Genomic DNA, 22,501 nt, shown 5'->3' on the forward strand with positions numbered 1-22,501 from the left:
TGTTAAAACCTGTGAAACATTTTATAAATAAGACGAATTAAACCAACTTGTTAGGCTGATGTCAGTGCGGTTTTCATTGCATCAGTGTCGATGTAAACTTCTAACCGAACAATTTTTGCTTCCTTGACTGTCCAAATGTGAGCCAAGTTACAACTGCACTTTTTTCCAGTTAGCTTTGCTACGCCACTCGTCTTACCGATCGCAACTATTTACTCACCAGCTTGGATGTAGCGAGATATTTCGACGGTCGAATCAATTAGTGGAGAAAACTTCGAGAAAAAAACCTTACTTTCATCAAAGCCACGATAGTGACCGCCCCAAGGGAGTTCTTCAGTTTGATAGAACTCGACATTAGGAGACATCAGAGAAAAATAATCAGGAATATCTTTTTCGTTTAGGTCAATTTAAGCCTGCTTGACAATTTCTAGAGCGTTCATTGGCATCTTTTCCTCATTGAGTAAGCCTGGTTAGGTGTTACTGCTTCAGCGCCAATGGCGAGGGATTACCCCATTTCCCAACATATCCATATCTTACGCTTCGCATTACACATGAATCTCTTGAATCATCCTGTTAACTTCACCACAGGAAACCCGGATTTCTCACCACACTTCGAATGGAGGAGTAATGAGTAGTGAGTAAGGAGTAATGAGTAGTGAGTAAGAATGTACAAGTTCTTGCACTGGGATTGCGCCTGTTGCTCTTTTACTTATTACTCATTACCCATTACTTATTACTCATTATCAAACGCTTCATAAGCTTGTGAGAAATGCGGGGAAAGACATTGATAATCACCGTATTCCACTAAAATTACTGACGCATCCATTCCTCCTTGGGTACGATCGTGTTCTGAAATTGGCATGAGCAGTCTGTCACCATTACTTGTCTGATATCAAGTCCGGGTAATTAGTTATGATTTCCACAATCATTGCACCCCACCCCGCTCTTCGGGAGAGGAGACGAAGCGTAGCTTTGGCGGGGTGGGGTTCTTGGGGTTTAGTAAGTAATCAAGCGGACATGATATGACTCATCGTTAGCATCTTGGTGATGAAAATGCTGGAAAAAACAGTAAGAAATTGAATATCGTTTATTGATTCTGAGAATATGGAAATTGCTCCTACTTTGTCACATCCCCTGCGAGAAGTTTTTACACTAGCAATAGGGATAGCGATCGCCTGCCTCTTAGGACTAGAAATAACCTATCTTCAAGAGCAGGTGATAACTTTAGAGCTAAATTTTTAAAGCCTAATAATGCCGCGCTTGAGAGCAACAATCATCGCTTGAGTGCGATCGCTCACTGCCAGCTTGCTGAGAATATTTTTAACATGAAATTTGACCGTTCCCTCAGCGATACCCAAGGCAATGCTAATCTCTAAGTTGCTCTTACCCGTTGCCATCAGGCGCAGCACTTGCAACTCGCGATCGCTTAGTTCTGGACTCCGCATCCGCTCTACCAGTTTTGCTCCCACGGCAGGAGGAATGTACTGCTGACCGTTATGAACTGCCCGAATTGCTGCCAGTAGTTCGTCTGGTTCTGCATCTTTTAAGACATAGCCTTTTGCGCCGGCTCGCAGTCCCTGATAGATGTCTTCGTCACCGTCGTAGGTTGTCAGGACAATAATCCGAGCCTCGGCAAACTCAGCACAGATGGTAGCGATCGCGTCAACGCCACTCAGTTCAGGCATTCGCAAATCCATTAATGTAACATCGGGTTGATGTTGGCGGAACAATTCTACTGCTTCGTAACCGTTGCAAGCTTGCCCAATTACGGTCATATCCGGTTTATAATCGAGTACGGCTGTTAGACCCTCTCGCATAAATGGATGGTCATCGCCAATCAAGATGCGGATCGCAGAGGAGTCAGGTGTAGCGGTTAAGCGGTGCGTCATGGCATTTGTACTCTCACTACAATTTCTGTACCTTGTCTAAGGTGACTCACAATCGTCAATTCTGCTCCAATGCGTTGGGCGCGTTCGGTCATTCCCAGTAACCCAAAGCCCCGACCGATAGACAGGCTGCTGCTTTCAAACCCTTGACCATTATCTTCGATCTGCAAGACGAACTGTGATAGCTCATACCGCAACTCAACGCAGATTTCGCTCGCATTTGCATACTTAAAAGCATTGGTTAACGCCTCTTGCCCGATGCGAAGCAGATTCACTTCGACTTCATTCGGTAAAGGATATGGTTCGCCGATCGTGGTACAAACTACCCGAACGGGTGTAAGGTAAAACATCTGAGTCCCGAATCGTTCAAGGGCGCTATACAAATCCCCTTCTTCTAATATCTGCGGGCGGAGTGCTTCTACCGAGCGGCGAGCATCGGCAAGCCCAGAACGCGCCAAAACGCGCCCTGTTTTTAGGTGTGACTGGGCGGCATCTGGATCGAGCTTGAGGCGCTGGGAGGCGGCATCTAAGTGAACAATGATACTAGTAAAAGCTTGAGCTAGTGTATCGTGTATTTCTCGCGCCATACGGTTGCGTTCTTCCAGGATTGATGCATCTTCTGCACGTTTGCGTTCGCGCAGTGCAGCGTTTCGCTGTTCGCTAATATCTGTAATCAGACCATAGTATCCTCTCACCTGAGCATTGAGATCGAAATCGGGGATGGAGGTGACAGCAACAGACTTTTTGCCCAACGGCAAAGGGATTTCTGCCTCATAGGTTATAATCTCCCCTGCTAGCGCTCGATTGATGTACGGTTCAATAATTTCATAAGCTGCTTCACTCATGACTTCACGAACCTGCTTACCCAGAATTTCATCTCGACTACAGCCATACCAGTCCTCATAAGTTCGGTTGGCAAATCGATAGCGCCGATCTGTATCTATATAACAGATACAAGCGGGGAGAGCGTCGGTAATCAATCTTAATTCCTGTTCTCGCTCGCGCAGTTCTGCCTCGCTTTTCTGTAAAGCGGCTGTTCGTTGAGCTACCTGTTGTTCTAAGGTACGATTATAATTTGCTAGCAATTGCTCTGCTTGTTTGCGTTCGGTGATGTCTTGAAAAGCTGAGATCGCATAAATCACATTGCCCTGTTCGTCGAATACTGGAGTTCCCCACCCTTCAACTGGAACGATCGCATTATTTTGGCGAATTTCTAAATCGTCAATTCTCGTGCGATCGCCTTTCAACGCCTGCATCACTGGCAAGTTCTCAATGGGATATGGTTGCTCTGTCCCCGCTAGATAAAGTTGATAAATTTCTGCTAGTTGCTCTGGTGTTGCACCAGGAATCATCCCTTTGCCCAATAGTTGAATTGCCTGTTGATTGGCGTAGCAAGGGCGACCCAGTGTATCTACGACTCCAATTGCTACCGGCACTGCTTCCAGGAATTGAGCCATCTGACTTTCGCTCTTCCGTAGTTTGGAGTAGAGTTTGGCATTTTCAATGGCGATCGCTGCTTGGGTTGATAACAGATGCAAAACTTGCGATCGCTCTGGTGTAAATGCTCCAGTTGCCAATTGATTTTCTAGATACAATACGCCGACAAGCTTACCTTGATTCAGCAGTGGCAAACAGAAGATTGATTGAGTTTGGTTGTGTTGAATATATGGCTCATTTATAAAATTACCTTCACGAGTGGCATTATTTAAAATCACAGATTCATGAGTCCGGAGCGCATAATTAATAATTGATTCGGGAAGACGATTTTCTATTGGGATAGATTGCAGCACTCGCGTAGTACAGACGTTTTCAAGATCGTTTAGTTCGCAAGCAGCCTCAATCGCCCATTTTCCTAAATTTTCCAAAATTAAAAATCCGGTTTGTGCGCCAGCATTTTCAATTAAGATTTTCATCAAAGAACTGAGCAATCGATCCAGTTCAATTTCACTCGAAATCGCTTGTAAGGCTTTGAGTACTGCCGCTAAATCAAAAGCAATGTCCGAGTTGTTAGAAGTAGTTTTAGAAACTTTGGGAATTAATGTGTGAGTTACGTTCGATAACTGAGTAAATAGCTGCGAATAGCGAGTTTCTAAATCTTTGACCTTTGCAGTTGCTCCCCAACGCTCATAGCAGTAATGAGCTTCCTTCATATATGTTTGGGCAAACTTTTCCCGACCTCGTGCCAAATAATGTTTTGCAGCCAATTCATAAGCTAATGCCTCTTCTTGGATATATCCATTTTCTCTAGCTCCAAGAATTGCTTGTTCGTAGAATTCTTCTGCCTCTAATAACTGACCTAAAACTCTTGCAATCTCTGCTTGTACTAAGTGATATTTATGCAAATGATTCATTGGCGCATAATTAGCCCACTCCTTTATTTTCTCTTGATTAACATCAACATTTTTGAGGATTTCCGCTTGCGTTTGAGCGCTGCTTTCGGGGTATATTACTAGCTTTGCCAGAGAGTCATAAAGGTAGTACAAAGGATAAAGCGCTGTCCCTCTTGCTTTGAGTAAATGTCTTTGTGCTTTGCTCCCGTTTTCAAGTGCCTGAGAATACTCATAAAATAGATAGCATAGGAAAAGTTTGTTGAAATGTACTAGAAAAATTACGGCTCCATCTGTTTCATCCTGTGGCAGTCTATTCCCTTCATTGTAAGCTTCGCCAATTAGACTCGTTAGACTGATCGAGCGTCCCATCAAATTTAAGACAGACTGCTGAAATATTTGATTCCAGGCGAGTGGTGTTTCTTGTTTGATTTGATGGATTGCTTCACCGTAGGTTCTCAAATCGCATTCAAGTTCCACGAGTTCCTTTCCGGCGATAAAGGATTGCAAGCAATAAGTATGAGCGCAATAGGCAGCAAACTCTAAATCTCCAGTTTCTAGCCCACTTTGATAACCTTCTGGTAATTGCTGGGATGTTTTTCTAATATGTTCTTTCCAGTGGATAATGAAGACATATACAATGAAAAATGTCTTAGCTGTGAGTGCATGGGTCTTAGACCGCGACAACAACCTCAGAGCAAGCTGTCCAAATTGGTAGCCAGATTCGATATTTCCAACCATCCCACAAAGAATTAGCCCAAAGTTGGCGTATGCAAAAGCAGAAGTAAAGGCATTGCCATACTGGATTGACAAGTTGACTTGTTTCGATGCTAGTAGCGGCATCAAATCAGGAGCAGCTATTTGGGCAGCAATCATGATGCTTGATAAAATTCGCATTGCTGCTAACTTGTCCGGGTCGGTCATTTCTGGTAAATGGCTCAAGTCTCCAATTGACTTTTCACCAAGAAGTGATGTAATTGTGTCTATCTCAAGCTGAATATATGACTTACTTGGTGTTTCAAGAAAACTGATCCCTAGTTGCTGCAAAACTTGCAATGCAGTATCGATCGCTTTCAATGGCTGGCTCTGCGCCATGTCGGTTTGAATTTTGACTTCGTAAACTTTTACGATATCGAGAACAGTTTTGGCTGATTGCACAACGATCGCCACCCAATATTCTACCTGGTCAAAATCGCCACACAAATATGCTACTTCTGTAGTTTCTACATATAGCTCTAATATCAGGTGATAACTAGTTTGCCAGCTGGTAGCTGCCAGCCATGCTCTGCCTGTAGCTAAATATTTTTTGGCGACATGATAGGCGATCGCTGCTTTTGCTTTTTGACCTGCGATTAAATTTAATCGCGCAATTTCATTGCGTTCGGATTGCTCAGTAACAAGCTCAATTCCATGATTGAGATGATCGACAATTTCAAATATTCGTTCTGATAGTTGTTCTGGCAAGGTTTTTGTCAGCAGATTTTGACCAATTTGTAAATGAACAACTTGTTTATGCGCCTCATCAATTAAAGCATAAGCTGCTTGCTGTACGCGATCGTGGAGAAACTTATGCTCTTTAATTAACAAGTTTTCATCTAATTCAAATAGGGGTTGAATTAATCCATTTTGTATGGCTGCGAGTAATTCTAAAAAAACTAATTGAGGTGATTGGTCGCAAACAATCGATAAAACATCTAAATTAAATTCACCCCCAATACAAGCAGCTAAACGCAGAATTTGCTGTGTGGACTCTGGTAATTTCTTCAACTTGACCAGCATTAATTCCACCACATTATCGGTAATATTTTGGGCTTGGATTCGAGCAATGTTCCATTGCCACCCCCCCTTACTAATGGAGGATTGAGGGGGGTCAAAGGTCAACAAATTTTCGCTATACAGCATTCTCAAAAATTCATTGACAAAAAAAGGATTACCCTCGGTTTTACGCAGCACTAACTCAGCCAAAGAATGAACAGTGTCAGTATTTTGATGTAGCGTCTCGGCAATTAACTGACTCAACGGTTCCAGCGTTAAGGGTGTCAGGATAATTTCTTGAAAAACTACTCCTTGTTTTCGCAGTCTTTCTAGCATTAATGCCAGTGGATGCGTTGAATTTACCTCATTATCTCGATATGCTCCAATTAAAAATAGAGATTGGATTTGCTCATCTAGCAGCATCAACTCGATTAACTTTAGCGTTGCTGAGTCTATCCACTGCAAATCATCTAGAAAAATTACTAGGGGATGTTCCTTGGAACAAAACACCCGTACAAACGATTGAAAAATCCGATTGAAGCGATTTTGAGTTTCAGTTGCACCAACTTCCGGTGCAGGTGGCTGCTTGCCAATAATTAACTCAACTTCTGGGATGACATCAATAATGATTTGTCCGTTGTTTCCTAAAGCTGCAAGCAGACGCGATCGCCACTGCTGCACTTGCTCGTCTGACTCACCGAGTAGTTGCTGTACTAATTTTTGCAGAGCATCTGCGATCGCACGGTAGGGAATATTGCGCTGAAATTGATCGAACTTCCCAGATATAAAATAGCCCCGCTTTTGGGTGATTGGTTTATAAATTTCCTGCACTAACGCTGATTTCCCAATTCCAGCATAGCCAGATACCAACATCATTTCGACTGGGAATGTTGAGTTGCTATTTTGTTCCTGTTCTGAAAGATTTTCTGCATGGTTTGGTGAAGCAGCAACGCGCTCAAAAGTCGCTATTAACATTGCAACTTCTTTGTCTCTTCCATAGAGTTTTTGAGGAATTTGAAACCGATCTTGAATGTCTTGCAGACCCAGTTGAATATTATCAATTTTACCAATTTCTGTTAATTGCTCGGTACAAATTTCTAAATCTGCTTTGATTCCCCAAGCACTTTGATAGCGATCCTCGGCATTTTTTGCCATCAGTTTCATAATTATATTTGAAACTGCTTTGGGAATTGTTGCATTCAATTCATGAGGTGGAGGTGGCTGTTTAGCAATATGACAATGGACTAGTTCAAGAATGTCCGTTGTGGGAAAAGGCAGTTGTCCGGTTAGCAGTTCGTAAAAGGTCACACCCAGCGAATAGAAATCAGTGCGGTAATCGAGCAAACGATTCATTCTCCCAGTTTGTTCTGGAGACAGGTAGGGGAGAGTTCCTTCTAAAGCATAGTGGCTTTTGAAAGTTGGATTCGTGCGGTTAAAGCGGGTGGCAATCCCAAAGTCAATGATTTTTACAACACCAGTATGTAGATTGAGGACAATGTTGCCGGGGTTGATGTCCTTATGAATCACATCAGCTGCGTGGATTCTGCCTAAAATGTCTGTGAGGTCAATGGCAAGCCGGAAGAAAGTAGATAAGGGCATGGGGGAGAAAGTCTCTGGACACTTGTGCATCCATTGTTCTAAAGACTCTCCACCAAAGTCTTCTAATAAAATTACAAGCGTGCGTTGATATTCCTGCTGGTTGTATGCCTTGATGACTCCTTGCAGCTTGAGGGAGCGGGTAATTTCATATTCTTGTTTGTAGCGAGTCAGTTCTTGGGTAGAGGGATAATCAAGCTTTAGCATCTTGACGATGAGCGATCGATTATCTTGCACTTTGATCGCCCGATACACCAGAGATGCCGAACTCTCATAGATTTTGCTTTGGATGGCAATTCCAGGTAGGGCAATCATTGCGATCTTTTTCGATAATTATCATGAGCCGCATTGCCAATTATACAGTTTGCGATTTATTTTAATGATAACGATCAAAATTTGTATACTTGTAGAGCAATAAAAATTGTAGAGCAATAAAAAAGTTCAACAATAGACTTGTCCGAAAGCTACAAAGCCATATTGTTCAAAGCTTTAAAACTCAGCTTTGATATTTACGTGAAAACGTAATCATAAGGGTTTGAGATAGTTACTGATAGTTTAAAGCCATAAATAACAATATATTGGTTGTTCCAGGCTATCGACTAATAACCTAAAATTTGTTAACACTTTTTGAACAAACAGTAAATCACTTTCATTGTTTGAGACTTGAATGGAACTACGTTGCTTGCCAAAACCTACTATTCAGGATTTGCGTGCGAGCATTAGGTGAATTTATCGGCACTCTTCCAGTCTCAATGCATTCCCATATATGGTCGAACAGTAAGCCAGGATTACCATTTTCATCCTTATCAAAGTAGCCATGACCAAGTGGGGAATCGTAAGTATTATTGAAATCCGCGCAGTCAAGTGCATAAACATTTCTAGCTACTTTGTCAATCCATTCTGGACCAGTATGTCCAAGCCGAGGAGAAGTAATTGAATTACCTATACCATTTGCGACCTTACTAGAGCGCAGAGCAAAATCATCTGCGGCATGATAAACCACTACATTCCGCGAAGCTTGAGGAATAAACTGACCCTCCTGATTAGCTTCAAGTGCGTTGTTGACTAAATCGGCTGCAACCATGAATGTATTGCGGAAGATCAGAGGTACTGCCCGCATTTGATAGTACTGAACCGCACGGTTGAAAGCACCTCGTAACACTCGATTGCCTAGCGAATGAGCTAATATATTAATCCTTTTGATGCAGGGATCGTCCAAAGTGCTGTTGTCTTCACGCCATGTCAAAAACTTCTCAAATAAACGCATAAAGGCCATATCACTGGCATCGGCTGCTTTTTGGTCATCAAAATAATCTTGAACAATACCAAAATCATTGTCTGAGGGCCAAATGAGTGGGATAACCAAAATAAAATTACCAGCCTTTTGCTCGAACAAAGCCTGAAGTTCTTCTACTTTCGGAAATACATTATCTTCAGGCAAACTATTAAAGCCATGTAAAAATAGCAGGATCTGCTGAACATTTGCCGCCTTCAATTCATTAAAAAAAGCTTCATTTCCAATTTCGGTATAGTCACCTTTAGCATTGCGTCGGCAGAAATAGACAGATTGTTCAGCCTGATTATTTGAAATCGTAAAACTAATTGTTCGAGGTACATCAAAAGAACCGTCTGGATTTACATGAGTTGGCCCTTCATTCAGTACACGATTTGTAACAAATAGCATAGTTTTTGTACTAAGAGTAGTTTTGTTGCAAAAACAGAGTAGGCTGGTAAATTCAGAAAACTAGTAAACTGCCAAAAGTCAAGCACCTCACTAATATAGTGGAATAAGACCACCTATTTATCAAGTATTTTGTCAATCCAGGCATAGAACTAGATCGCTTTATCTGTATTTACAACCCATTTCGATCGCACCTCAAATTGAAGCCGGATTCAGTGTGTTCCATGCTGTCTCGCAGTCGGCTACAGAATGCATCCCTGCCCTTTTGCTTGAGGTTTTGTCTTGCGGTAACTTTATCCTTTAAGCTACATATATTAAGACTGTGGCGAGATTAACCCTTGTGGAGGTCTAAATGGCGATAGTCAAGCGTCGTATCGGTCTGGAGCAAGAATTTTTTCTGGTAGACGAAGCTGGTAGCTTGAGCGATCGCGCCGATGAGTTTTTAAAGAGTTGTCACTTCAAAGCTCAAGCACAAGGTTTAAACCCAAATTACTTTGTGGCAGAGTTCGTTAAAAGCATGGTAGAAATTAACACACCTCCTGCCGACACTGCCAAGGAACTGGCTAGAGTTTATCTCAAAAATCTCAAATTGGCGATCTCTGTAGCGCAACAGATGGGTTTACGCCTTTACCCTCTGTCTAGCTATCCTTTGCCTACTATGCCAGTTATGCGAGATCGCCCTAATTACCATATCCAAGCGCAGACTGTCGGCATTTCAAAATTTTTGCACGCCGGAAAATGTACAGGTACACACCTGCATTTGGAAGTCCCGCCTGGGGTAATTGATCCTCGTGTTGCAGTATCCTACAACTCGACATCAATTGAGCGAGAAGAACTATTAAATATCTATAATTTAGCTACAGCTTGCGACTCGGTACTTATTTCTCTAACGCGGGCGTGTCCCTTTTATGAAGGACAGGCGTTAGGATTAGCCGCACATACAATTCGTTATCGAGGTAGCGAAACCTTCGGTTGGGAGGGAGTTTATACTAATTTACAACCTGTCGGTGGACTCATGCCTTATGCCGAAAGTGTTGAGGGTTTAGTTGAGCAGCAGTTCGCTCGTTATTATGCTTGGCTGCAAGCGATGGAAAAAGCCGAAATTCAACCGAACCTGTTCAAAGAAGCAGGAGTTAGCTTACTCAAGTCAGCTTGGAATCCAGTTCGACTCAACAAACTCGGCACAGTAGAAATCAGATGTATAGATAGCAACTTTCCCTCTGTAATTTTACTCGTGATTACATTGCTGGAAAAATTGGCCGATCGAGTTAGGCACGAGAAGTTAACAGTAAGACCATCTAAAGGAATGCAGATATTTGAACTAGTTGGCAATCGCTTGTATGTACCAGATTTTGAATATCTTAATGGGGAATTGCTCTTAGCCTCAGCTACAGAAGGAATTAAAAACCCCAAAGTTAGAGCTTACGTCGATTCCATTTTGCAGTTTGCCAGCGCTGTTGGTGGCGAAGGAGCAAATTTTCTGGCAAAACTCAGCAGAAACCTCGATCGGTATCAGACGATAGAAGCCAGCATCTTGCAAGAGTTTACCCCAACAACTACTCAACTTTCATTAGATGCCGGTTTGCGTTTAGTGCGCTCAAGTTGTGACAAGCTAGAAGCTATTGTTTCATCGATAGATATAGAAAATCCCCTCGCAGCTTTGGATACTGATGAAGGATTATTGCTACAGCAGCATTAATCGAATTTTACAAAACTGCTAGACGAAATAGTGAAATAGCATCAAGATGAGTAGAAAATCTCGAAAACCATTGATTGGGATTACAACTTACGATGCTGATATGTGCCGTCGCTGTGCTGAATCTTGTCAGCAAATGTCAATGGCAACTGCATAAATCACTGTAAATGCTGGCTGCTGTAATCCGGTAGTCAGCGAGTACAAAACCACTATGCATGATCGGTAGTTAATTCGATCGGATACCAGTTCATGTGAATTGCTGCATTGCTGCTTGGGTATTAGGGATTCCCGCTTCCACCCGATGCGCCCAACACTTGCCCGGTAGCGTAGCTTGATTCCTGTGAGGCAAGGAGTACGTACATGGGAGCAAGCTCTGCTGGCTGTCCGGGGCGTCCAATCGGTGAGTCACCGCCGAACTTCTCAATTTTACTCTGCGGTTGACCGCCGCTAACCTGGAGCGGTGTCCAATAAGGCCCAGGCGCGATCGCATTCACACGGATACCCTTTTTCGCAAGCTGCTTTGCCAGTGACTTGGTAAAGGCGACAATCGCCGACTTGGTTTGGGCATAGTCGAGCAGGTTCTCGCTAGGGTCATAAGCTTGGACTGAGGAGGTATTGATGATGCTTGCACCGGGACTGAGGTGCGGCACAGCAGCTTTGGTAATCCAAAACATCGCGTAAACGTTGGTCTTAAACGTTGAGTCGAACTGCTCGGTTGTGAGATCGAGAATCGAGTCAACAGATTGTTGTTTACCAGCATTATTGACCAGAATATCGAGTCCGCCGAGTTCGCGCACGGCATTAGCGACAAGCTGATTGCAGAAGTTTTCGTTCCGAATATCGCCAGGAATCGCCACGGCCTTGCGTCCTGCTGCCTGAATCAGTTGGATAACTTCACGGGCATCTGGCTCCTCAGCAGGCAGATAGTTGATCGCAACATCAGCACCTTCACGCGCAAAGGCGATCGCTGCTGCCCGACCAATACCAGAATCCCCGCCTGTGACAAGCGCCTTGCGTCCTACTAGCCGTCCAGAACCCTCATAACTTTTCTCACCGTGATCGGGTCGCGGGATCATTTTACTGGCAAGACCGGGTGGCTCCTGCGGTTGTTGCGAAAAGGGCGGACTCGGATATTGCTTAACTGGGTTCTGCTTGACAGATTGGTTGGGTGTTTCCTGGTTAGGTGTCACTTGTCGATTTGCTGGGGTAGATGTTTGTTGTGCGAAGACTGGTACCGTTTGTGCTGCGACAACGCCAATAGATAGTCCACCGAGAACTTGACGACGTGAGGCTTTTTTGAAGATATTTTTTTGTTCCATACTGAGTTTATTGACTTGGATTTCGCTCTACTGAATTGATTTGAAAGTAGGTTCTCGGCAGATCCGCAAATGTCAGGGCAGGTAATGCTTCTTATCCGTGTTGTTTGATTCTTTATTTTTGCTACTTAATAATTAACTATGTATTCTTTTACCCAACCTCTAACTACAGAATGAGATTAGTTGTAAATTATTGCTGTGTGTTTCCGAATACAAATGCATTTAAATAAATTGAGAATTACCTCATGGCAAACCTATCTAAAGTAATGCTTAATAAGACTTGGATACAAAACTTTAGCTAGATGATATATATAGTTGTATTCAACTTTTAGTTGTTGAAGCGATTTCGTGCTTTATCTATCACTAGGAGCGATCGCCATTATTAAGAAATGGGGAATGGGGTGATTTCAGGCAAGATAATAAGCAATGGACGGTTAAGCAGATGACCATACAATTGACATTAGAAAAAGTCAAAAAGTAAAAGCTATAAAATTCGGTTTAAAGACTTCTTTAGCGTAAATGCAAGACTCAAAGAATTGCCCTACCTTTTGGCTTAAATCTGAATTGGTATAAAGAGCAGTTTGCAATCGCGGGTGCTTGGAAGTGAACTTAAGCTAGATGCTTGTATTGATACAAAAGGCTTTAATCCAACTAGTGAGATTGTCTTCGCAGTCTGGCGGCTGACAATCTCCTGTCGAATCTAAAAACACAAGACATCATGAGTCAGGGAGCTTATGTTCTCTCATAACAACACTTACGACTCCAAAGATGCCTGGAGCCTTGTTTTTGACGGGTACGATCCAAAGGATGAAGGGCATCGGGAAGCGCTCTGTGCGGTGGGTAACGGCTATTTTGTCACTCGTGCGGCAGCGATCGAGGCGACAGCCGACGAGATCCACTACCCTGGAACCTACCGAGCAGGTCTTTATAACCGCTTAGTTACTTGTATTGAAGGTGAAGCGTCCGAGGATGAATCCCTTGTCAATCTACCCAACTGGCTGCCGCTAACATTTCGCATTGATGGCGGAAACTGGTTTTCTATTGATGCAGTTGAAATTCTAACTTACCGCCAAACGCTGGATCTCAAAGGCGGGGTTCTACATCGTGAGATACAATTTCGCGATCCGCAGGGACGACAAACTAAACTGCACGAGCAACGGTTTGTCAGTATGGCTCAACCCCACCTTGCCGGATTGCAACTTCAGCTAACCGCCGAAAACTGGTCGGGTGAACTGGAAATTTGTTCAGCGATCGACGGAGGGGTGACGAACAACAATGTCAAACGCTACGAACCCTATAATCAGCAACATTTGGAGCCATTAACAACTGGAACCATTCAACCAGAGGGCATCTGGTTGATGGTGCGAACCAAGCAGTCTCGAATCGAGATAGCTGTGGCAACCCGTACCCGTGTTTTTGTGGATAGCCATGAAGTAAAGTCCCGAACTGTCGATCGCAAAACTGCACAAATTAGCGAGCAGTTACGGCTTCAGGTCGATCGAGGTGCAGCAATCCAAATTGAGAAAATTGCTGCCCTTTATACCTCTCGTGACCACGCGATCGCCGAAAGTGCTGAAGCAGCAAGGCAGGCAATCCAGGATGCTCCCAACTTTGCCGAACTGCTAACTGCTCATCAATGTGCCTGGAAACGGCTCTGGATGCGCTGTGATATTGAGCTTGAGCCAGTGGAAAATTTACGGGCGTTACGGTTGCATATCTTTCATATCCTGCAAACAGTTTCGCCTCATACAGCAGATTTAGATGTGGGAGTCCCGGCGCGGGGGTGGCACGGGGAGGATTATCGCGGACACATTTTCTGGGATGAAACCTTTGTGCTACCGTTTCTGGCCTGTCGCTTTCCAGAAATCGCGCGATCAATGCTGCTATATCGTTACCGTCGCCTCAGTGCAGCAAAAATTCTCGCCCGTCAACACGGTTACAAAGGGGCAATGTTTCCCTGGCGCAGTGCCAGTACGGGGCGTGAAGAAACACCCCGTTTTCAGTTCAGCCTGCTTTCAGGACATTGGATGCGCGATCGCACAAACTTGCAGCATCACATTAACGCTATCATTGCCTGTAATCTGTGGCGCTACTACAATCTCACGAACGATCTTGCCTTTTTGATGGACTACGGGGCAGAGATGATGGTTGAGATTACCCGCTTTTGGGCGAGTATTGCCACCTATAATCCTGACTGCGATCGCTACGAAATTTGCGGGGTAATGGGGCCAGATGAATATCATACCGCTTATCTAGATGCCGAAACTCCCGGCATCAACAACAATACTTACACAAACGTCATGGCAGTCTGGACGCTCTGTAAAACACAGGAAGTCCTCGATCTATTGCCACCTTCGTGTTGTCGTGAATTTTACACTCGCCTCAACCTGAGCCAAGAAGAAATCAACCATTGGGATACTGTGAGCCGAAAGATGCACGTAGTTTTTGACGACGACGGTATTTTAAGCCAGTACGAAGGGTTCGATCGCTTGCAAGAATTTGATGTGCAGCCATTCTATAATCAGCAGGTGAATTTAATCTTGGAGGCAAAAGGGGATGATGTCAATCGCTATCAGGTTAGCAAGCAAGCAGATACCGCGATGCTGTTTTTCTTACTGTCTGAAGCAGAATTGACAAAATTACTAGAGCGGAATGGTTATTCCTTTAATCGCACACAAATGCAGAGGACGATCGCTCATCATCTCCAGCATACGGTGCATGAGTCCAGCCTTTCCCGACTTGTGTATGCTGGAGCAGTTGCCAGATGCGATCGCGAAAAATCCTGGCAGCTATTCATGGAAACACTGTTTGCCGATTTATCGGGGGCAAGTAGTGAAGAGACAAAAAATGGCATTCACTTGGGAGCAATGGCAGGCACACTGCATCTCCTTCAGCACCATTACCTTGGGTTACACGCTTACGGTGGTAAAATTTGTCTCGATCCGTGCCTTCCAACTTCACTAAACCGATTTCGCGTTAGCCTTCAGCATCAAGGGAACGATTTAGAAATTGAAGTTATCGATAGTAATCTAAATGTAATAGCATCGCCAATTAACTCATCATCCGTCCAAATTATTTGCTGGGGTGATGTGATGGATTTACAACCTGGGACTTCAATTACTATTAACCTGCTAGATTCGATTTCTTCAGTTAAGAGCCATTGAACTTGAGAGGTAGACGTTCTATTAATGACTCTCAAATACACAGTTGTTCTCTTTCACTAGGAAGACGCGATGCCTACGGCGGGCTGCGCCTACGCCCAACTGCTTCCGTAGGATGGTAAGAGTTAAAAGCTTGTAATCGGCTCAAGCTTTTGAGGAACTAGGTGACATTTTGCAGACTCATTAAAAACAAAAATTCAGGGCAATATCAGAATCGTTGTAGTGAATACTATCAAAAATAAATAATAGCGTAAAACTACTGTTTTGATATTAGCTAAGAAGTAATCGCACACAAGAAAAAATGCTATGGTTAGTCAATTGCAGAAGCTTCCAACAGATGAATCATTAGGCACACTGGAGCCAGTTGCCCACTTTGACGGTGCTATGCCAACGGGTGTAACGGTATCTCATCAAGGACGCATCTTTGTCAACTTTCCTAAATGGGGCGATGAAGTTGAATTCACGGTGGCAGAAATCCGAGATGGTCGTGCGGTGGCTTATCCCAATGAGGTAATTAATCGCACGAACCCAGATAACCTTGCAGAAACGCTAGTATCTGTGCAAAGTGTTGTGGTTGACCCTCGCGATCGCCTGTGGATTCTCGATACTGGTAGTCCGATGTTCCAACCGACGCAGTACGGCGGCCCCAAGCTGGTTTGTGTTGATTTAACAAGCGATCGAGTCATCAAAACGATTCTTTTTCCCCAAGATGTAGCATTGCCAACAACCTACCTTAATGATGTCCGGTTTGATTTGCGGCGCGGTGCTGAGGGTACAGCATTCATTACCGATTCATCAGATCGAGGCGCAAATGGGATTATTGTTGTAGATTTGGCATCGGGTGAAAGTTGGCGCAAGCTACACGATTATCCTTCCACAAAAGCTGAAGAACTATCCACCTTTCTGCCTGTAGTTGAGGGTCGCCCATTCATGGAACGTCAACCAGATAGGTCAACCAAACCCGTCAAAATGGGGTCAGACGGAATTGCCATTAGTGCAGATGGATCGCGTTTGTATTACTGTCCGCTTGCCAGTCGTCGTCTCTACAGCGTTGCCGTTGACGCACTTGTAGATCGAGCGATCGACGATGGTGCTGTTGCTGCAACAGTAATTGATGAGGGGGATAAAGGCGGCGGTGCAGATGGACTCGAATCAGATGCAGCTGGATATATTTACGCGACGAACTATGAACACAATGCAATTTTGCGTCGTCATCCTGATGGAGCCTGGGAAACGGTAGTACACGATCATCGCCTGCTTTGGCCTGATACCCTTTCAGTAGCAACAGACGGTTATCTTTACGTCACAGCCAACCAGTTGCACCGTCAAGCAAGCTACCAAAAGGGCCGCGATTTACGTCAGAAGCCTTATAGTCTTTTCCGCATTCGCATTAATGCTCAACCTGTGCTGCTGCGATAAATTCTTCAATGCAAGTGATTGTTGCTAAAGGAAATACATAATGGCGTTGAATATCAAAGATTTACGGATTCACAGCCCTGCATTCACTTCTCTTGAGCGTATCCCGAAACAGTATACCAGCGACGGTGAAAACATCTCACCTCCCTTGGAATGGAGTGGACTGCCAGCCGGAACCCAGCAATTAGCACTCATCTGTCACGATCCAGATGCGCCCCTACCACAGGGGTTTACTCACTGGCTAATCTATGGGATTCCGCCAACGGTTAACCAGATTGCCGAGGGGGGTGGTAGCAAATTTACTGAAGGTATGAACAGTACCAATCAGCCAGGGTATACCGGGCCTGCTCCACCAAAAGGGCACGGGCCTCACCATTACTATTTCTGGTTATATGCCCTAGATGCAAAGCTTGACCTGAAGCCAAATATCAACCGTGAAGAACTACTTAATGCGATCGCTGACCATGCGATCGAGCAAGCGCGGCTGGTTGGAGTCTATGAGTCCTGACATCTATAGCACTTACGCACACTCTACGAATTCTCGGCGCTCTTCTCTAACGAGACGCTACGCGATGGCGGTTCGATAAATTAAGCTTTTTAGCAATTTTTGCGTAAGTCCTAATCTATATAGATAGTTCTAGAAATCCAAGGAGGGTGCAAGCATGGGAGAGATGAGAGATAACTACACACCGCAAGAGCACAAAAACATTGAGCTTGTTAAGGAGTATATGCAGATCGCATACGATCCCAAACGTGCCAGCGCCGAGGCAGTAGGGCATCTGTGTGCATCAAACAACAAGTTTATCGCTCCCACTACATTTCTTAATGTCCATACATTGGAGGAATATGCCCAGGATCATGGTGGAATGGCACGCTTGATAACGGCAAACCCCTTATATATCAGGCTTTTGGGTGTGGGGTGTCGGGTGTTGGGTGTAGTGAGGAGAAAATTTATTTCTATCCCCACTCATATAAAATTTTCTTGATTTTTCCCTACACCCAACACCCTACCCCCTACAAGATAGCCCAGACGAGCTTTCAGCTTTTCAAGCGTGCCATTCGATAATGGGCGTTGCTATCTCAAGGACAATCCTACTCAGGGACAGACCTATGTAGAAATTTTGCAGCAGCACCAAATGGAATCGATTTCAGCACAGGAACAGGTTCAGCCTGATGAAGAAACCAAGAAATTTACTCACTACTCCTTCGGCGCACATTTTGCCGAGGTACAATTCCATCCAGGATTAGCCGAACTGCGAATCACTCGTTATGTCGGCGCATTTGCTGCCGGAAGGATCGTTAACCCCAAAACTGCCCACAGCCAGCTGATTGGCGGAATTATTTGGGGTATTGGCATGGCATTGATGGAGCAGAGCGTTGTCGATCCGCATTCGGGACGAATTGTGAACTCGAATCTCGCTGAGTACCTAATTCCGGTGAATGCCGATATTCCCCCCATTGATGCCTTTTTTGTCGAGGAGGAAGCTTTGCATCTCAACCCGATTGGTAGCAAGGGTATTGGCGAAATTGGCACAGTTGGATCTGCCGCCGCGATCGCCAACGCCGTCTATCACGCTACAGGCAAACGGATTCGCGATCTGCCCATTACATTAGATAAGCTACTGTAACAAGGGTGCTTTCAAAACGACTTGTAGTTTTGATAGAAAAAACGAGCAAATAAGCAGGCACAACCAATGACTAGTTCAATTAACCAACAAATCTTACTCCAAAGCCGTCCGGTTGGAGAACCGAAAGAGAGCGACTTTGCCCTTGTCGAAACACCAATTCCAGAACCAGGGGAAGGTGAAGTTCTCAATCGGACGATCTACCTGTCCCTTGACCCTTATATGCGCGGTCGGATGAGCGATCGCGAGTCTTATGCTGCTCCAGCAGAACTGGGGTCTGTAATGGTCGGTGGCACAGTTAGCCAAGTGATGAAATCTAACCATCCCCAATTCTCAACCGGAGATTTTGTGCTTGGTTATGACGGCTGGCAAGCCTATGCCATATCGAAAGGCGAAACATTGCGTAAGCTTGACCCCAATCAAGCTCGCATCTCCTATGCGTTGGGCGTAACGGGAATGCCCGGAATGACGGCATATTTTGCTCTGCTTGATGTTGGGCAACCCAAGGCTGGCGAAACGGTTGTTGTTTCTGCTGCCTCTGGCGCGGTCGGTTCTGTAGCAGGTCAAATTGCCAAACTCAAAGGCTGTCGGGTGGTAGGAGTGGCTGGGAGTGATGCAAAATGCGATTATGTGGTGAAAGAATTAGGGTTTGATGCCTGTATTAACCGTAAAACTCAAGACCTGAGTTCAGCCCTAAAAGCCGCTTGTCCAAACGGAGTCGATGTTTACTTTGACAATACAGCTGGCCCTATTCTAGAAGTGGTGTTGCAGCAGATTAATCAAGGAGCAAGAATCCCATTAGTTGGTTTAATCTCGCAGTATAACGCCGAAAATTCTCCTCCTGGCCCTAATTTAATGCCATTGTTGGTTAAACGGGCGTTAATCAAAGGATTTCTTGTGGGTGATTACCAACATCGGCAGGCAGAGTTTGTCAAAGATGTTTCTGGGTGGTTGCAAGAAGGTAAGCTCAAGTATAAGGAAGATGTTGTAGAGAAACTGGAAAACGCCCCGCACGCCTTCATAGGCTTACTACAAGGGAAAAACTTCGGCAAGCTGATTGTTCAAGTCAGCGACGATCCGACACGATAAGCATACTTTTTGAATCAATTATCAATTACGTCCGCAATTGCTCTCTTCGTAGCGGTAGCGACGTAGAAGCGTCATTGTAAACTGCGAATTGTTCAGTTATTGTTAATGCCCAGTTTTAATCTGAATTACTTGCCTCATGGGACGTAAAAACGTAGCAAACAGAACCATCACTGGAATAATTTCTACTCGTCCCATCCACATAAACAAAATGAAAATTAGTTTGCCTGTCCAATATGGCTTTTGGTGCTGGTGTGCTAATTTCGGCACTAGCGTTTGAACTAATGGAATCGCTTCTAAAAATTGAGTCATTCGACTTTCGCTCGCGCGTAGCTCAGAATAGAGTTTGGCATTTTCAATATGATACGTTTTTAACCGGACAGTACATACTATATTCATTATGTCAAGCGAACCTGCGCTTTTATTAATCAGCAAATAGGCTAACTTGAACCAAAACCCATACGCAATCAGGGAATTTTCAACAACCCTGATGAAATCTACCGAAAAGATGGAATAACATTTGTGTGTGCTTCAGCAAATTGTGTATAAGAGTTGAAAATGACGATATGGCAACATCTAATATCCTCAAAGAACCACAGCTTTTGCGGCTGGGTAGCTTGTTCGGTGGACTGCGTGGCGATTTGACGGGAGGACTAACAGCAGCGGTGGTGGCATTGCCTTTGGCTTTAGCTTTTGCGGTGGCCAGTGGTGTGGAACCAAAGGCGGGACTTTACACCGCGATTGTGGCGGGAATTGTCGCCGCAATTTTTGGTGGTTCCTCAGTACAGATTACAGGGCCAACAGGTGCAATGGCTGTGGTTTTGGTGGGAATTGTCGCCAAGTACGGCCTTGAGAAAGTTTGGATTGCTGGGGTGATGGCTGGAATTATCCAAATTGCCTTGGGGGTTGCCAAACTTGGACAGTTAGTCAAGTTTATTCCCTATCCGGTAACGGCAGGTTTTACTAATGGTATTGCCGTGATTATTTTTTGTGGTCAGTTAAATAATTTCTTTGGTTTAAAATTACCGCGTAGCGAACATTTTTTGCCAGGACTTTGGCAAAGTCTAACTCATGTAGAAGCTCTTAATTGGGCAGCAGTTGCCTTAGCAGTTGTGGTAATTGCAACTAATTTTTTATGGCCGAGGATCAATACGACAATACCAGGTTCTTTAGTGGGACTGGTGTTAGCAACAGCGATCGCTTCTGCTTTCCATCTGAATGTACCAACAATTGGCACTATTCCTCAATCTTTACCGATGCCTCAAGGTATTCCGCACTGGAATGATTTTAGCGTGATTCGAGAACTAATTAACCCGGCTTTGGCTTTAGCTGCACTGGGAAGTATTGAATCTTTGTTATCGGCGGTGGTGGCTGATGGCATGACTGTCAGCGAGAAACATAATAGCGATCGCGAATTAATTGGTCAAGGTTTGGCTAATATGATTGTGCCATTTTTTGGGGGCATCCCCGCCACAGGTGCGATCGCTCGAACTGCTGTGAATGTCCGTTCTGGCGGCAAAACCCGACTATCTGGGGTAATTCACGGTGTTGCCTTAGCCATAATCGTTTTAACTTTAGCACCCCTAGCAGCCCAGATTCCTTTAGCAGCACTTGCTGGGATTTTAATGGTGGTTAGTGTGCGGATGGTTGAGTGGGAAGCCATTGGTTTATTGATGCGTGCTACCTACTCCGACTTTGCTGTAATGATTCTCACCTGGCTAGTGACAATCTTGTTTGACTTAGTTCTCGCTGTCGAAGTGGGATTGATTGCAGCCGGAGCCTTGTTCATCAAACGGATGAGCGAATTGAGCCTAGCCAAAATACCTGAAACCGAAGTATTTCCCCCTGGTACTCCTCTGGAATTAGGTAAAGAAATCGCCGTTTATCGGGTAGATGGCCCCGTATTTTTTGGTGCTGCTGAACGATTTGCTACCTTCCTCCGCGATGAACCGGAAGTAAAGTATTTAATTCTCCGGTTGCGGTTTGTACCAAATATGGACACAACTGGATTGGTAGCCCTAGAAGATATTTATCATGACTTGGAACGCCACAATTGCCGCTTAATTCTCACAGGTTTACAACCTGAAGTCCAACAATTACTAGAACGTACAGGATTGTTAAAAACAATTGGGTTATCAAATTGTTTTGAAACAACCACAGAGGCGATTTGCTCTATCTCTCCTCAGATTGCATGTTCTCAACCTGTAGCAGCTGATTTGAAAACAAAAGAATTGCTGGAATTAGAATTAATTGACTGATAATACAGCAGAATTCAGGAGTCAGAACTGTCGAATTCAGAAGTAATATTATGTCCGCTTGATTCTTGATTACTTATTAAACCCGAAGAACCCCACCCCGCCAAAGCTGCGCTTCGTCTTTGCTCCCGAAGAGCCTACGGTGTACACACAAGTCAGAAAAACTTCATCTACTAAAGATTTGCAGTGGGTTACGGTGGCGTGACAAAGCTAAATCTACGCATTTGTTATTTCGGCGTACTCATTTGTTATTTCGGCGTACTCATTTGTTATTTCGGCGTACGCATTTGTTATTTCGGCGTACTCATTTGTTATTTCGGAGTACTCATTTGTTATTTCGGAGTACTCATTTGTTATTTCGGAGTACTCATTTGTTATTTCGGAGTACTCATTTGTTATTTCGGAGTACTCATTTGTTATTTCGGAGTACTCATTTGTTATTTTGGTGTATCCATAACGCACCCTACGAAACTACTAGAAGAGTTGAAACCTATGTTGGTCATACTTGGTGTACATCGTAGGCTTGTGGAGAGGGGATTAATATCATGTCCGACTAATTAGGTATAATTCCTAAATCTATGCAGAAAGCCCAAAAACCCCTCCCCTCTGCTCCTCTGCGCCTCTGCGGTCTTAATGATAAGTCTTTAACCGGACATGATATAAGAGGTGGGGTTCTTCTACCTCACAAGAGCAGAGAAACGCTA

16 protein-coding genes are annotated in these 22,501 nt (G+C 44.3%); 9 read left to right on the forward strand and 7 right to left on the reverse strand.

Annotated features, from left to right (window positions below):
• Positions 1-209: 209 nt before the first annotated feature.
• The gene (locus AC1F2U_RS10430; protein ID WP_480261033.1) at positions 210-362 is read right to left on the reverse strand and encodes a hypothetical protein; all 153 of its coding nucleotides are present in this window, start codon (positions 360-362) and stop codon (positions 210-212) included.
• 368 nt (positions 363-730) lie between these two features.
• Positions 731-859 (reverse strand): hypothetical protein, encoded by a 129-nt coding sequence (locus AC1F2U_RS10435; RefSeq protein WP_480261034.1) that lies wholly within the window; start codon positions 857-859, stop codon positions 731-733.
• A 242-nt stretch (positions 860-1,101) separates the two neighbouring features.
• Here AC1F2U_RS10435 and AC1F2U_RS10440 point away from each other — a divergent pair, with 242 nt between their 5' ends.
• Complete coding sequence (locus tag AC1F2U_RS10440; RefSeq protein ID WP_480261035.1) at positions 1,102-1,239, forward strand: hypothetical protein; 138 nt, start codon at positions 1,102-1,104, stop codon at positions 1,237-1,239.
• Here the strand turns inward: AC1F2U_RS10440 and AC1F2U_RS10445 are convergent.
• The 3 genes from AC1F2U_RS10445 to AC1F2U_RS10455 form a co-directional block, all read right to left on the reverse strand.
• Positions 1,236-1,886 (reverse strand): response regulator, encoded by a 651-nt coding sequence (locus AC1F2U_RS10445; RefSeq protein WP_480261036.1) that lies wholly within the window; start codon positions 1,884-1,886, stop codon positions 1,236-1,238. The genes AC1F2U_RS10440 and AC1F2U_RS10445 overlap by 4 nt on opposite strands.
• Positions 1,883-7,876: an AAA family ATPase gene (locus tag AC1F2U_RS10450; protein WP_480261037.1), complete on the reverse strand. Its 5,994-nt coding sequence runs from the start codon at positions 7,874-7,876 to the stop codon at positions 1,883-1,885. Before AC1F2U_RS10450 ends, AC1F2U_RS10445 begins: the two co-directional genes overlap by 4 nt.
• 358 nt (positions 7,877-8,234) lie before the next feature.
• Positions 8,235-9,245 carry an alpha/beta hydrolase gene (locus AC1F2U_RS10455; RefSeq protein ID WP_480261038.1) on the reverse strand — a complete coding sequence of 337 codons (1,011 nt, stop codon included), beginning with the start codon at positions 9,243-9,245 and terminating at the stop codon, positions 8,235-8,237.
• A gap of 349 nt (positions 9,246-9,594) precedes the next feature.
• On the opposite strand from AC1F2U_RS10455, the gene AC1F2U_RS10460 reads away from it, so the two are divergent.
• Entirely contained in the window at positions 9,595-10,941 is a 1,347-nt protein-coding gene (locus AC1F2U_RS10460; protein ID WP_480261039.1) for a glutamate-cysteine ligase family protein, read from the forward strand.
• A gap of 275 nt (positions 10,942-11,216) precedes the next feature.
• Here AC1F2U_RS10460 and AC1F2U_RS10465 read toward each other — a convergent pair whose 3' ends face one another.
• Positions 11,217-12,257 (reverse strand): SDR family oxidoreductase, encoded by a 1,041-nt coding sequence (locus tag AC1F2U_RS10465; RefSeq protein ID WP_480261040.1) that lies wholly within the window; start codon positions 12,255-12,257, stop codon positions 11,217-11,219.
• 731 nt (positions 12,258-12,988) lie between these two features.
• On the opposite strand from AC1F2U_RS10465, the gene AC1F2U_RS10470 reads away from it, so the two are divergent.
• The 6 genes from AC1F2U_RS10470 to AC1F2U_RS10495 all read left to right on the forward strand — a co-directional run bounded on the left by AC1F2U_RS10470 (position 12,989) and on the right by AC1F2U_RS10495 (position 19,545).
• Positions 12,989-15,418 (forward strand): glycoside hydrolase family 65 protein, encoded by a 2,430-nt coding sequence (locus AC1F2U_RS10470; RefSeq protein WP_480261041.1) that lies wholly within the window; start codon positions 12,989-12,991, stop codon positions 15,416-15,418.
• A gap of 303 nt (positions 15,419-15,721) precedes the next feature.
• Entirely contained in the window at positions 15,722-16,834 is a 1,113-nt protein-coding gene (locus tag AC1F2U_RS10475) for an L-dopachrome tautomerase-related protein (RefSeq protein ID WP_480261042.1), read from the forward strand.
• 40 nt (positions 16,835-16,874) lie between these two features.
• On the forward strand, positions 16,875-17,339 hold the full coding sequence (locus AC1F2U_RS10480) for a YbhB/YbcL family Raf kinase inhibitor-like protein (protein ID WP_480261043.1): 465 nt from the start codon (positions 16,875-16,877) through the stop codon (positions 17,337-17,339).
• A gap of 163 nt (positions 17,340-17,502) precedes the next feature.
• Entirely contained in the window at positions 17,503-17,817 is a 315-nt protein-coding gene (locus AC1F2U_RS10485) for a hypothetical protein (protein WP_480261044.1), read from the forward strand.
• A gap of 66 nt (positions 17,818-17,883) precedes the next feature.
• The gene (locus AC1F2U_RS10490; RefSeq protein ID WP_480261045.1) at positions 17,884-18,459 is read left to right on the forward strand and encodes a xanthine dehydrogenase family protein molybdopterin-binding subunit; all 576 of its coding nucleotides are present in this window, start codon (positions 17,884-17,886) and stop codon (positions 18,457-18,459) included.
• Positions 18,460-18,525: 66 nt separating this feature from the next.
• Positions 18,526-19,545: an NADP-dependent oxidoreductase gene (locus tag AC1F2U_RS10495; RefSeq protein WP_480261046.1), complete on the forward strand. Its 1,020-nt coding sequence runs from the start codon at positions 18,526-18,528 to the stop codon at positions 19,543-19,545.
• A 102-nt stretch (positions 19,546-19,647) separates the two neighbouring features.
• Here AC1F2U_RS10495 and AC1F2U_RS10500 read toward each other — a convergent pair whose 3' ends face one another.
• Positions 19,648-19,854 (reverse strand): hypothetical protein, encoded by a 207-nt coding sequence (locus AC1F2U_RS10500; protein ID WP_480261047.1) that lies wholly within the window; start codon positions 19,852-19,854, stop codon positions 19,648-19,650.
• A 254-nt stretch (positions 19,855-20,108) separates the two neighbouring features.
• On the opposite strand from AC1F2U_RS10500, the gene AC1F2U_RS10505 reads away from it, so the two are divergent.
• Complete coding sequence (locus tag AC1F2U_RS10505; RefSeq protein ID WP_480261048.1) at positions 20,109-21,800, forward strand: SulP family inorganic anion transporter; 1,692 nt, start codon at positions 20,109-20,111, stop codon at positions 21,798-21,800.
• Positions 21,801-22,501 lie beyond the last annotated feature (701 nt).

This window comes from Nostoc sp. LEGE 12454 (genome assembly GCF_056620565.1).